The 12,675-nt window shown below is 56.4% G+C and carries 10 protein-coding genes; 7 read left to right on the top strand and 3 right to left on the bottom strand.

Annotated elements, in window-relative coordinates; genetic code table 11:
• Nucleotides 1–10: 10 nt before the first annotated feature.
• Nucleotides 11–1,825, bottom strand: coding sequence for a sugar transferase (locus G512_RS0119085; protein ID WP_051269709.1), 1,815 nt, complete (start codon nt 1,823–1,825; stop codon nt 11–13).
• A complete protein-coding gene (locus G512_RS0119080) occupies nt 1,822–2,898 on the bottom strand; it encodes a glycosyltransferase (RefSeq protein WP_028483088.1) in 1,077 nt (358 codons plus the stop codon). Before G512_RS0119080 ends, G512_RS0119085 begins: the two co-directional genes overlap by 4 nt.
• 266 nt (nt 2,899–3,164) lie before the next feature.
• On the opposite strand from G512_RS0119080, the gene G512_RS0119075 reads away from it, so the two are divergent.
• The 5 genes from G512_RS0119075 to G512_RS0119055 all read left to right on the top strand — a co-directional run bounded on the left by G512_RS0119075 (nt 3,165) and on the right by G512_RS0119055 (nt 8,815).
• Nucleotides 3,165–3,452, top strand: a complete 288-nt coding sequence (locus G512_RS0119075) for an STAS domain-containing protein (protein ID WP_028483087.1) — start codon at nt 3,165–3,167, stop codon at nt 3,450–3,452.
• Nucleotides 3,449–3,826 carry a hypothetical protein gene (locus G512_RS0119070; protein ID WP_028483086.1) on the top strand — a complete coding sequence of 126 codons (378 nt, stop codon included), beginning with the start codon at nt 3,449–3,451 and terminating at the stop codon, nt 3,824–3,826. Before G512_RS0119075 ends, G512_RS0119070 begins: the two co-directional genes overlap by 4 nt.
• A complete protein-coding gene (locus G512_RS22300; protein WP_051269706.1) occupies nt 3,823–7,104 on the top strand; it encodes an SLBB domain-containing protein in 3,282 nt (1,093 codons plus the stop codon). The genes G512_RS0119070 and G512_RS22300 overlap by 4 nt, the downstream gene beginning before the upstream one ends.
• A gap of 26 nt (nt 7,105–7,130) precedes the next feature.
• On the top strand, nt 7,131–7,832 hold the full coding sequence (locus tag G512_RS0119060) for a P-loop NTPase family protein (RefSeq protein ID WP_028483085.1): 702 nt from the start codon (nt 7,131–7,133) through the stop codon (nt 7,830–7,832).
• A 107-nt stretch (nt 7,833–7,939) separates the two neighbouring features.
• Entirely contained in the window at nt 7,940–8,815 is an 876-nt protein-coding gene (locus tag G512_RS0119055; protein ID WP_028483084.1) for a hypothetical protein, read from the top strand.
• A gap of 26 nt (nt 8,816–8,841) precedes the next feature.
• On the opposite strand, the gene G512_RS0119050 is transcribed toward G512_RS0119055, so the two are convergent.
• Nucleotides 8,842–10,314: a helicase HerA domain-containing protein gene (locus G512_RS0119050; protein WP_028483083.1), complete on the bottom strand. Its 1,473-nt coding sequence runs from the start codon at nt 10,312–10,314 to the stop codon at nt 8,842–8,844.
• Nucleotides 10,315–10,739: 425 nt separating this feature from the next.
• Between G512_RS0119050 and trhA the strand changes: the two genes are divergently transcribed.
• The gene (gene trhA, locus G512_RS0119045; protein ID WP_036490314.1) at nt 10,740–11,426 is read left to right on the top strand and encodes a PAQR family membrane homeostasis protein TrhA; all 687 of its coding nucleotides are present in this window, start codon (nt 10,740–10,742) and stop codon (nt 11,424–11,426) included.
• A gap of 149 nt (nt 11,427–11,575) precedes the next feature.
• Nucleotides 11,576–12,631, top strand: a complete 1,056-nt coding sequence (locus tag G512_RS0119040) for a dipeptidase (RefSeq protein WP_028483081.1) — start codon at nt 11,576–11,578, stop codon at nt 12,629–12,631.
• Nucleotides 12,632–12,675 lie beyond the last annotated feature (44 nt).

The raw sequence follows: 12,675 nt of genomic DNA, 5'->3' as shown, positions 1-12,675 counted from the left end.
CACTCCTTCATTATTGACCACGGCCTGTCACCATCACCAAAACGGTGCGCCCAAGTATGGAACAATCGGTTTTGAGCCATTGCCACGGTGTCGTCAGAAGCATGGCGTAGACGTGGTCGTGCATGACCTTGGCGCGCACATCTTCAATATCTTCGTCGTACCCCTGCTCCACTTGTGCCAGTCCAGTAATACCGGGGCGCAGGCCATAGGTACGTTCAATGTAAAACGGGATTTCGTTTTCCAGTTTTTCGAAGAACACAGGTCGCTCCGGGCGCGGACCGACAATCGACATCTCACCTTTCAAAACATTCCATGCTTGAGGCAGTTCGTCCAAACGTGTCTTGCGCAGGATCCGGCCCACACGGGTGACGCGGCTATCTTGCTTGGTTGCCCAACGTGCCCCGCCCTTTTCCGCGTCAGTGCGCATGCTGCGAAACTTGATCAGGAGGAACAGATCGGTGCGGTTTTCACGGCGCTCGCCAACCCGATACTGGCGGTAAAATACAGGACCCGGTGAATCCAGCTTGATGATCAACGCCAACGGGATGAAAAGCACGGCCAAAACAGCCAGTGTTGTCAGTGCAATCGCCACATCGAAGCACCGCTTGCCCATACGGGTGAGCGGATGAATGTAGTCCGGTTCGCCTGTGTTGTCCGCAGCACGGCGCCACGGCTTTCTCTGTCCGAACACGAACTGGCAACACCCTAAAAAGGTGGCAATCTGGCCTCCAATGGCGTAGCCCGCGGCCGACACAGGTTTAAGCACTGCAGGCAGGGTTACTTCCTGCCACGCTTCAACAAGGTTGATCACCAGTGCGCCTGTGACCGCCGCACATATGGCCAGACCAATCCATGAGCCTTGCAGTGCCAAGGCAATACATGCCCCCAAGAACACCACCAGAAGGATCGGGACAAAAGCTCTGAGCCCCTTGCCGGAAAGATAAACAAAAGCCATTCCCGGATCACGTGGATCGGCCAACCGCCACAGCCACAAGGCCTGTTGCAGGTTACCCGCACCAATTCGCAAACGGCGCCGCAGATCCGTTTCCCGGCTGGCGCTCTCACTTTCCGTCGCAATCAGATTGCTATCATAAACAGAACGATACCCGCGCTCCACAATCTGCATGGGTATCATGACGTCGTCGTTTATGGTGCTGAACGGAACTGGCTCCCAGTATCGGCGCCGAATGGCATAAAAGGCCCCATGAGCTCCAAATGGTGCGGCAACCTTTGCTTCTGCCTCCTTCAGCCAACGTTGATATGCCCAATAAGCTCGTTCGCCGGTATCATCACCGGCAACTTCATAGGTTGCGCACACAACACCGACTTCAGGGTCAGCAAACTGGTTGGCCACACGCCAAAGGGCATCCGCGGGCACCGATGCGGACACGTCGGTCAGAACAACAACGTCCGCAGTACTTTCCTCAATCGCTGAATTGAGAACAGCTACCTTGCCCCGATTGAGCGACCGCTCATCAAACTCGATGGTTTCAACATCAACGCCTTCCTTAATCAACGCCTTGAGCGTGTTGTGAGCAATGGCGACGGTTTCATCCGTGCAGCCATCGAATACAACCTTGATCAGCAGGCAATCCGAAGGGTAGTCCAGCGCTGCACAATTTCGCAGTTTGGCCGCGATGAAGGGGGCTTCGTTGTAGGCCGGTATGATGACCTCAATCGTGGGCGCATGGCCTGCGTGAAGGCGCTGGGAACACTCAGAGAACGTGCGTTCCCGGCGGGCCATCTGACGAAGCGCGGCAGGATAAACCAGCCCATGATAGGCCATCAGGGCACCGGAGGATAAAGCCAGCATTTCTGCGCTCACAACGTGCCTCCCTGTGCCAGCGTCTCATACGCCCTGATGGTGTCCTTCCAGTTGTACATACGGCGTACGAATTTCGTCGGGGCATCTGCCACATGTGCCTGAGACATCATGAGAATGGCTGCCGTTAAAGCACCTGCATCATTCGGTGGCACGATTTGACTTGCTTCAGGGCACACCGCATCCGGGATGCCGCCTACACCAGTGGCAACAACAGGGACATTGGCCGCTTGCGCTTCAATCACCGTAAGGGGCAGGCCTTCATCCCGTGAGGATACGGCCAGAACATCAAACGCGGGCATCAGGCGATGAACCTTGTTGACATTGCCCAGGAAACTGACGCGATCAGCCATACCAAGTGAGGCCGCAAGGTCTTTAAGCGTCTCTTTCTGACTGCCTGAGCCAGCAAGCGCCAGATGAAAGTCCTCAGGCAACTGACTGACTGCCTGCAGCAGGATGTCAAAGCCCTTGACGTATTCCAATCGCCCGACCCCACCGACGATGGTCTTGTCGGTTGGCAGGTTGAAAACAGCACGCGCTTCGGCTTTGTCACCGGGCTTGAACCGAGACACATCCACACCATTGGGGATCACCAGCACCTGCGATTGACCGGTTCTTAACGCAATTTCGCGCGCGACTGGCTTGCTGACGGCAGCCACTTTGGGGCGCAGCAGAGCGTATGCGGCACGGGTTAGCCAGAGCTGACGCGTGTTGTCCAGGTGCCAGGCATCATGTTCCACCTGCGTCAGATTGGGCACTCCGGCAAGGCGGGATGCCAGACCACCGTATAAAAGTGGGCCGATGTGGTGAGTGAAAACGGCCTCTGGTCTGTCCTGCGCAAGCACTCGGCGCAGGTCTCGTATCAACCGAACAGAGACACCGGCCTGCTTTCCCATGAAGCGCGGCTTCACCGCATACTGATGGGCCACATCCCAAGCTTCAGATCCACGATCCGGGGCCTGATCCAGCACCAGAACGCGCGTCTTCTCCGGGTTTTCTGCAGCAAGGCGCATGACCAGCAGTTCAATGCCGCCGGGCGCGAGTGTCTGAATGATGTGGACCGTTTTTCTTGTCATTTTCTGGACCTTGTCAGCCCGTCACCGATGACAGGCTCTCAACCGGTGCTGCAACCGGTGTGCCAATCTGTAGAGGCCGGTAAAGCGCCGAGTTTCGCGGCCTGCGACAAGATTTTGCGATTTGCAACACTCAGCCCCTGAGAAGGCACGTGTTGGCTGTGACATCCCTGAAAGCCCCGGTTTTATGGGGCACGAGAATTGCTTCATTCTACGAACAGTTCTGATGAGCTGCGGTTGCGAGGCGAAAACACAAGAAGGAACGCACCATGGCCCTAACACTTGAAATGCCCCAGGATATGGACGCTGCAGAAATGGACCGAATGCGCGACACGCTGGACGAGATTGTCGCCAAGAAGGAAGATGTGGTTCTGGACCTTCGCCAGACCACCTTCATCGACTCGTCGGGGATTGGAGCGATCGTGTTCCTGTACAAGCGTCTGTCCATGGCCAAGCGTGAGCTGAAACTGGAAAACGTTTCCGGCCAACCCTTGCGCCTTCTCAAACACCTCAAGCTCAACCGCATCATCGCATCGGAGGGCGACGCCGCCGCATGATCCACCCGCAGGGACCCTTGCCCTTGGCGATGCGCACTTTGTTCTTTGCGCTTTTGGTGTTGGCTCTGCCGGGATGTACATTCTGGCCCGACCATGGCTCGGGCGGCGCCGCTGAACGCTTCACCAGCGACCAGCGGTCAATTCGTGACTACGAAATCATTCTTCAGGATCTCGAGCGGCGCGGCGCAGAACGGTGGGCTGCGGCGGAAACCCACAAGGCCCGCACCACATTGATCGCCGCCAAACAGGCCGCGGCAGGCGGGCTGGCCTACGATGCTGAACAGGATTTGGCTCTGCTCTGGTTTCATGTTCAGACGATTGAAAAAAAGCTCAATCGCCAAAGGGCAGGTCTGAGGACTGGAGCCGGATCATGAAAGCGCCGCGCCTTCTGGGTATCGGGCTCATGCTCGTCACCATCATGATGACGGTACTGGCGAGCAGTCAGGAGAGCACGGATCGCGCGCCGTTGGGTGTGGGCGATCAAATTACCGTTTTCCTGCCCGGTGAAGACGGGTTCATGGAACCTTTCACAATTCAACGCAATGGCACCATAACATTACCCGAAGTGGGTGATGTGCGCGTGGAAGGGTTGTCCGTTAGCCAGGCGCAAGCGGCTATCCGCGCTGCCCTTTCTCAAGCTTTCCGGCAACTGGACCAGCTTGCGGTCTCGCTTTTCAAGCGCAATGTCTTGGTGACGGTTTTGGGCTATGTGGATGCACCTGGTGAGTACGTTCTTGATGCGGAATCCAATGTTCAGATCGCCCTCAGCGCCGCCGGGGGCCTGCGCCAAGGCGCTCAGTTGGACGGTGTCCAGATCCGGCGTGGTGATCAGACCCTCTCCTTCAATTACAAGCGCTACCTGGATACCGGCGATCCCGACCTCATTCCCCAATTGCAAACGGGAGACCGAATTTTCGTTCCCGCTTCTCCGCTGATTGGCAACGTGGAAATCGATTTCGATGGTCGCTGGCTTGCCGAGGCCGGCGATGCGGCAGACGAAGCAGCCTCCATAAAGGTATTGGGCGAAGTTCATAACCCGGCCAACTTTGCCTTCAGAGATGGCGCCACCATCATCGATTACCTGATGCGCGCGGGCGGTGTGACGCGATACGCCAGTGTCGAGCAGATCCGCGTCATCAATGATGGAGAACCGAAGCTGTTCAACATGCAACGGTATCTGGACACCGGTGACAGTCGATTTCTGGTTCCCATCACTGAAGGCGCGACCATCTTTGTTCCGCAACAGAAGGACGAAATTCGTGCAGGTCAAAGCACCGTGTATGTCATGGGCGAAGTGGCCAAACCGGGCGCTTATGAGGGACGCGATGATGCCACGTTCATTGATGTTCTGGCCAATGCGGGCGGCCCGACACGTTTTGCCGACACGCGCAACATCCGTCTGATCCGGGGTGACGGTAGCGTGGAAATGGTGGATCTGGTCAGCTTTACCGAGCGCGGCGGGACACAGCTGCCAACTATCGAGGCGGGTGATGCGCTGTTCGTGCCGGAAAAGACAGAGACCGACGAACCATCATGGCTGAAAACACCGCCAGAACGAGCAATCGAGATAATTGGTGCTGTCAACAAACCCGGCCGTTATGAATGGTCACAGGAAATGACCCTGTTCGACCTTATTGCCCAAGCGGGTGGGCCGACCCCGGACGCAGATGTCACAAACCTCCAAGTCGTGACCAGAGACGGCGACTGGGCGAACTCCATCCGGTTCGACATGGCATCTTTCCTCGAAAACGGCGGCAGTTTCGATGAGGTTCCCGCGCTTGATGCCGGATCCATTATCCTTGTTCCCGATCGCAGCCGCGACGACGCTGCTGGAACGGGTCCACTGAAGATCCGCGTCATGGGATATGTGCGCGAACCCGGCGAAGTGGCACTCTCAGAGGATGCCAATGTTCAACAGGCGCTGACGGCTGCCGGCGGACTGCGACAAGGGGCACAGTTGGACCGGATGCAAGTGCGCCGAGCGAATGATCTGGTGGTGACTTTCAACTACAAGCGTTATCTGGATACCGGCCAACCAGACACCTTGCCCGTGTTGCAACAGGGCGATGAGATTTTCGTGCCCTCCAGCCCGCTCACAGGCAACATCGAAGTCGAGTTTGACGGTCGCACCCTCTCCGAGCGTGGCGATAGCGGCGATGCGCGCACAGCCATCAAGGTTTTTGGCGAGGTCAACGCACCGGGCAGTTTCGCGTTTGATCAAGACACAACTCTGGTCGACTACCTCATGCGCGCGGGCGGCGTGACCCGCTATGCCAATATTCGCGATATTCGCGTGTTAACAGATGACGAACCGCAACTGGTCGACCTGAACGCCTACCTCGACACTGGAAATTCCCAGATCCTGCCGGTTCTGGATCAAGGATCCACGATTTTTGTACCCAAACAGCAAGAGGACACGTTGGCAGGCGACAGCTTTGTCTATGCCATGGGTGAAGTGGCCGCTCCGGGCGCCTTTACTTTTCGGCCCAGGACCTCATTCATCGATTTGCTGGCCAATGCAGGCGGCCCAACCCGGTTTGCGAACACACGCCAGATACGGCTGATCCGCAGCAATGGCGACATTGTTCCCATAGACCTGCAAGCCTTTACGGAAGGGCGTGGTACCGAACTGCCGGAAATCGCGCCGGGGGATGCGATATTCATTCCGGAAAAGGCGGAGACCACTGAAAAGTCCTGGCTCAGCATTCCTCCGGAGCGGGCCATTGAGGTGATTGGTGCGGTGGTTCGTCCGGGGAGATATGAATGGGCACCCGAAATGACGCTTTTCGACCTAATAGCCGAAGCGGGAGGACCAACGGAGCAAGCCGACCTGTCGTCACTTCAAGTGGTCCACCGTCAAAACGGCCGGGCACGCACACAGCGCTTTGATGCAGACCGGTTCCTGAAGTTCGGCGGCAGCTTGTCTGAAGTACCGAAATTGACAGCAGACTCGCTTGTCGTATTGCCAGAGCTGCCACAAGATCCGACAGACAACAAATCCCAGTGGGTACAGCAGGACCCAGAGGATACAATTTACATAATGGGATCCGTTGGGGCACCGGGACGGTATGCCTTTAATAATCAGATGGACTTTCTGGACATCCTCAATGCAGCGGATGGGCCGAACACATCAGCGGATTTACGCAATATTCGCGTAACCCATCGCAGCGAGCCCGGAGCACGTGTCAGCAAGGTGAATCTGGCTCTCTATCTGGAAACGGGTGATGACAGCATCTTGCCGTCGGTTCGAACCGGAGATGTGATCTACATTCCCGATCAGGATCGCCAGTGGCTGGATATTTCCAAGGAAAGCACGGTGCGGGTACTCGGCGCTGTCGGCAGCCCGGGCCGCTATGAGTTCAACAGCGAGATGACTATTCTGGATTTGTTGGCGGAAGCTGGCGGACCGGAAGATAACGCGCTCGTTGAAAAGATCCTCATCGTCAATCTCTCGTGCTGCCGCGATCAGGCTCGCTTGTTCAATTTGCTTGACTTTGCAAAGACCGGGAACATGAAGCAACTGCCTGTAGTGCGGGCTGGAGACACAATCTATGTCCCCGACATCTCACGCAGCAACTGGCGTCAGGTATTTGACAAGTTTCAAGATATCGTGTCGGCGGTCAGCGTGTTTGCCCTGTTCAGCGCGCTTTAATTCGTTCTTGCAAGGAAAGGAAAACGATGACCGGGTTTGATCCTTCCACGCTGGAAATTGAACGGCTTTTCGCTGCAACGCTCGGCCATGGTCTTCGTACGGTAGGGATTACGGCGCCGTTATGGGGAAGTGGGACGACGAGCCTTGCGCAGGCTCTCGCTGCACGTTCTGGCCTTGCGAGTCAAAAAACCCTTTATGTGGACCTGTCAACTTCGGTTCAGAAGGAGCCTTCTCTTGCAGCCGGAGGATGGCAGCCAAGCCAAGGAGGGCCGGCAGCGTGTGTTCATGAGGATAATGGCCAACCGTATGACACGCTCACCTTGCATGCAAACCTTGCAGACGCCATGCGCGTGCGCGACATTGATCGCTTGCGGATTGCCTTCAACAGCGATTTGATTCACTACCGGTCCATCGTGGTGGACCTTCCTCCCGTCCCGCATTCCAATCCGGCAGCCTTACCCTCCAACATTGGCATTTCCGCCTGTGAGGCTGTGGTTCTGGTCAATCTGGTTGGTGCCGTAACCGATGAAAACCTGAGCGATGCCTATGAGGCAATACAGGCGACCGGCACCCCCCTGACGGGCCTTGTTCTCAATGACAGAGATGCCCCTACACTGGGCGAAGAAATGGCGCGGGAAGCCATGCGATTGCGCCGGGTGTTTCCATGGCTGGCGCGTCGTCTTTCAAAGCAGGCGCTTTCTTCCAAGCTTTTGAATACGCGCCCTTAATTGTCGCCTCCGCTTGCTCGCCTCTCACCTGGCGGTTAAACTGGAGTTCAGGATCAAGCCAGCCTTCGCCAGCGACCCTGCTTCATGCTTTAACCGACGGGACTTTCATGCGAGGCGACGCCACTTCATACGGACGTCTTTCCCCTTCCGATCTGGATCCTGAAACTGCTGGCCTGCCCTATCGGTTCCTGCGGTTAATGGAAACTGATGCCCCAACTGCCGAAACAGTACTGACAAGAAGACTGGTGCAGCCCTACGCGGGCCCAGCTGCCATGGCAGAACTGCGCGACTTTGAGGCTTTCCAACGCAATTTTGACAGCTGGTGCACACCGCTGCTTTCTCACTTTCGCGAGCAACGGGGAGCGACCACCCCGAAGCTGGCGGCGTCTCAGGCTCTCAAAGCCGTTGCACAGAGCTTGTTGAACCGTGTTGTCGTCAATTATTTGCTTATCGGTCGTGCCCCACCCTGCGCAGATCTGCGGTTTCTGCCGCTCTCCAAGGCACCGTGGCTCGAGCTCTACCTTGATCCGCGCATACTACCAGAAGAAACGGATCTGGACCCGGACAGAGGGCCCTCCGAGTTGTTCCAGTTATCCATCGTGGTGGAAGAGATCATCAAGGTTCTTTACGAGGCACTGGGCAAGCGCAAAACACCCAAGCCTGTTTTTTATTCCAGCGTGGCAATTGCGTTGTTGAGCCCGTTCATGGCTTTGCGCCGACATGGTGCCCACCCGCAAGACGTAGCGGCACTCATGCGCCGGTTCCTGACCAGTTTTGGCCGTGACATCAACGGAGGTATCGTGTGGAGACAACGCCAGAATGAAGGGCGCATAGAATATGCCCCGAGGCGCAAGGCCTGTTGCCTCAAATATGCCCTACCGGACAAGCCGCATTTGTGCTCCACCTGCTCCCGTCGACCCGAAACGCTGTTCTTTGAGCCGGTTGAGGTTGGCAGCGCGCATGAAACGGCAGACGGTCGCTGAGCCAACTCAGCAAGCTTACCGCAGGATCAGGATGCGATTTTTGTCGCCGTCTGCCGGCCCAAATCCGGCAGGGTGACAATGCGGTTTCCGCGCAGATCGCTGGCGCAGATAATGAAGCCACGTTCTTCCATATATGTCAGCAACCAACGCGCGCGGCCCGGAGAGCGTGTCCCATAGGCCTTGGCAATCTCAAGGTCTGAGGGACAGGGTTGCTCAGCCAAGGCCGCCTTGGCAAGCAGAAGGTAAACACCGCGCATTTCCTCAGGCAATTGATTGGCAATCAGTTCAACCTGACCCCAGTCACCTGCTTCAACTTCCTTTTTGTCGACGCCAGCCCGCGCCACAGACAGCAGCCGCCTAAAGCGCGGAAGGTCCGGGCATTTGATCCGCTCGATCCGACAGCGCACCTGAAAGTCCTGATAGAGTTGGGAAACCGGCTGAAATGCAGCATCTGGATCTTCTAGCATGCTGGCCAGAATTTCCTCCAACTGCGCATTCTTTTCTTCCAGATTGAACAGGTCTTCCGGTTCTGCTTCGGTTTCCGCTGCCGCGCTCTGTAGCTGTGCAGCTGCGGTACGCGACAACTGCTTCATGACATCGCTGGCTGAAGGAGCAGATATTCGATTTGAATGCAGGACCGGATCGTTTTCGGACGCTGTAAAAATCAACTCGGCTGCACTTTCAACCGGCTGATCCGGTAATGGCATCAACTTGGTAGAGCCATTGCGCCCTGAGGTAATAACTTCACCGATTTTCACTCGTTCAGGACGGCGGGATATAGCCGGCCCCAACGCGATGAACTGTCCTCGATCAAGATTACGGAACTGCTCTGCCTGCCGGCGCTCCATGCCCAGAAGGTCAGAAGCGCGCTGCATGTCAATATCAAGAAATGTGCGCCCCATGAAGAAGTTCGTTGCTTCGGCAGCCACGTTCTTCGCCAGCTTTGCCAAGCGCTGGGTTGCAATAACACCCGCAAGACCGCGCTTTCGGCCTCGACACATGAGATTGGTCATGGCTGTCAGAGACACGCGGCGCGCTTCTTCGCCGTAGTCCCCTGCCGCGCTTGGTGCAAAAAGCTGGGCCTCGTCCACAATGATCAGCGCAGGATACCAATAGTTCCGGTCAATATCGAAAAGACCGTTGAGAAATGAAGCTGTTGCCTTGAGCTGTTTGTCCGGCTCCAGTTCTTCAAGGTTCAAAATGACCGAGATACGGTGCTGGCGCACGCGCGCCGCAATCATCGTCAGTTCCCGCTCACTCATTGTCGCGTCGATGACCACATGGCCAAATTTGTCGGCCAACGTTACGAAGTCGCCTTCAGGGTCAATAACGACTTGCTGAACCCAGGGAGCGCTTTGTTCCATGAGGCGCCGCAGCAAGTGGGATTTACCCGAACCAGAGTTCCCTTGAACCAGAAGACGCGTTGCGAGCAATTCCTCAAGATCGACAACAGACGAGGTCCCGTTGGGTTTCACACCCATTTCGATCGTAACAGTCATTTACCCACTCTTAACAGCAGCGTGAAGGCGTTGGCTTCAGCTTGTGAACCGCATGGCAGCTGGCGGTTATAAGGCAATAGTTTTATCGCCCTCGGCTCTGCAGGCGTGGCAGGCCCCGTCGGTATCTCAGCTGCAAATCTTGGAGAGGCGCGTGGCGCGCTCGGCATAGTTATGCCAGCAAATTTCCCGATTCGAATGCACAACACAAAATGGCCTGTTGATGACCGGCGCTTTGTACAAGATACCCACAGGCTTGGTTTTGCTGGCTCCCTTCGCACTCACCCTGTGATATACGAGGAATTATAACGTATCGGCACTTGTTGTCATGAAATCACCACGACTCGCCTGCAGTGTTGAGCTCAACGTTAGTCGCATTCCTGAAACTGGCAGTTGTCCCTGCCCCAGATTTTTGGCCTAAATGCAGCATGACGAGACAAGATCTGACTACGGTGATCCCACCGCATCTCCCCCGAATGGAAACCCGCGGAGAGCGTATTGCAGACGGCATCATCCATGTGCTTGGCATTGCGCTGGGCTCTGCCGCCACAACTGCGTTCATCATCCTGCTTTGGTCCTATGAAGATCCAGCGCGGAAAATCAGCATCTTCATTTATGCGGGCTGCCTGATGACAATGCTCATCTGTTCGGCGACCTACAACATTCTGGCGAAGGACAACCGGATCGGCCTGTTGCGGCGCTTGGACCACTCAGCCATCTTTCTGATGATTGCGGGAACCTATACACCTTTGTGCCTGATGGTGCTTGGCGGCTGGACCGGGGCGATCCTGCTCTCGATCGTTTGGGCTGGTGCAATTGCTGGTGCAACGATCAAGATCTTCCACATGCACCGTTTCGAACGCCTTACCGTCCCGATTTATCTCGCTCTGGGCTGGGCGGCGGTCTTTGCCATTGTGCCTCTCTACCAGCAATCCTCAACCGCTGGCTTTGTCTTTCTCATGGTAGGGGGCGGTCTTTATACTCTGGGAACCTTGTTCTACCTCTGGAAAACACTGCCCTATCAGAATGCCATCTGGCACGGCTTTGTTCTGTCAGCGGCCATCTGTCACTTCGTGACAATCATGGTGGACGCCGTTGTTCCTGCGCTGACCTAGTGCTCGCTGCACGCAACCTCACGTAATTGTTGATGTTCTTTCAGCATAGGAAAGCATTGCGCCCTTTCTGGTTACCCGGCTACAAGTGAGTGGCGCAGCGCAAATGCGCTGTGCCCATTCTCCCCCTCCCAGACTGGAGCCCGCAGAGCATGACTGGCGCCACGCCCAAGATATTTGACGGTCACAACGACACCCTACTCAAGCTGCTCATGCACCGTGGCACACCCAAGCAACGTCATTTTCTTGACCGCGCCGAACACGATCACATAGACCTTCCGCGCGCCATGGAGGGCGGTTTCTGTGGTGGTTTTTTCGCGCTGTGGGTCCCCTCGGTCCTGGACAACGGAGCCTCAGTGACACGCGGCGCTGATGATCCGGCCCATTTTCAGCCGGTGGACCAAGCCGCCGCACTTGCTTATACAGCCCGCCTCATCTCCGAGGCTGTTCAGATCGAGCGTGCAGCACCAATGAAGGTTGCCATTTGCCGCAGTACATCCCAGATCCGACAGGCGACGGTCGATGGCAAACTGGCCATGCTGCTTCACATGGAGGGCGCAGAAGCAATTGACCCTGACTTTGCTGCCCTGGACCTGCTCTATGAAGCGGGCCTACGCTCGTTAGGACCTGTATGGAGCCGAAAGAACATTTTTGCGGACGGCGTCCCCATGCGCTTCAACTCGTCACCGGACACCGGGCCCGGCTTGACGGAAAAGGGCCGCGAGTTGGTGAAGCGCTGTAACGACATGGGCATCATGCTGGACATGTCCCACATCACCGAACAAGGGTTTTGGGATGTTGTGAAGCTGAGCAGCAAGCCAATAGTGGCAACACACTCCAATGTACACGCGCTTTGTCCGCATGCACGCAATCTGACGGACAAGCAACTGTCAGCCATCGCAGAAAGCAAGGGCGTGGTCGGCGTCAATTTCGCGGCATCTTTTCTCAGAGGTGACGGTAGTTGGTCGGCAGATACACCGCTGGACGTGATCGTGCGCCATGCAGCCTATCTTGTCGAGAAATTGGGCGAGGACGGTGTGGCCTTCGGCTCTGATTTTGATGGCTGCCGTGTTCCCAAAGACCTGAAGGATGTTGCCGGCCTTCCCCGACTGATCGAGGCCTTTCGTGCGGCTGGCTTTGGTGAACCGCTCATCACCAAAATCGCTCATGAGAACTGGTGGCGTGTTCTGGAGCGCTCGGGTATTTGATTGTCGCCAAAGGCTGGAAAAATGCAAAGAAAAACCCCGGCGCG

Source organism: Pseudovibrio exalbescens DSM 16456 (assembly GCF_000422785.1).
Lineage (GTDB): Bacteria > Pseudomonadota > Alphaproteobacteria > Rhizobiales > Stappiaceae > Pseudovibrio > Pseudovibrio exalbescens.
This window is presented reverse-complemented; position numbering and strand designations above follow the sequence as displayed.

Excerpts from the sequence above, each read along its gene's own strand:
- G512_RS0119080 (WP_028483088.1), bottom strand. The coding sequence starts at position 2,898 with ATGACAAGAAAAACGGTCCACATCATTCAGACACTCGCGCCCGGCGGC.
- G512_RS0119075 (WP_028483087.1), top strand. The coding sequence starts at position 3,165 with ATGGCCCTAACACTTGAAATGCCCCAGGATATGGACGCTGCAGAAATG.
- G512_RS0119070 (WP_028483086.1), top strand. The coding sequence starts at position 3,449 with ATGATCCACCCGCAGGGACCCTTGCCCTTGGCGATGCGCACTTTGTTC.
- G512_RS22300 (WP_051269706.1), top strand. The coding sequence starts at position 3,823 with ATGAAAGCGCCGCGCCTTCTGGGTATCGGGCTCATGCTCGTCACCATC.
- G512_RS0119060 (WP_028483085.1), top strand. The coding sequence starts at position 7,131 with ATGACCGGGTTTGATCCTTCCACGCTGGAAATTGAACGGCTTTTCGCT.
- G512_RS0119055 (WP_028483084.1), top strand. The coding sequence starts at position 7,940 with ATGCGAGGCGACGCCACTTCATACGGACGTCTTTCCCCTTCCGATCTG.
- G512_RS0119050 (WP_028483083.1), bottom strand. The coding sequence starts at position 10,314 with ATGACTGTTACGATCGAAATGGGTGTGAAACCCAACGGGACCTCGTCT.
- trhA (WP_036490314.1), top strand. The coding sequence starts at position 10,740 with ATGACGAGACAAGATCTGACTACGGTGATCCCACCGCATCTCCCCCGA.
- G512_RS0119040 (WP_028483081.1), top strand. The coding sequence starts at position 11,576 with ATGACTGGCGCCACGCCCAAGATATTTGACGGTCACAACGACACCCTA.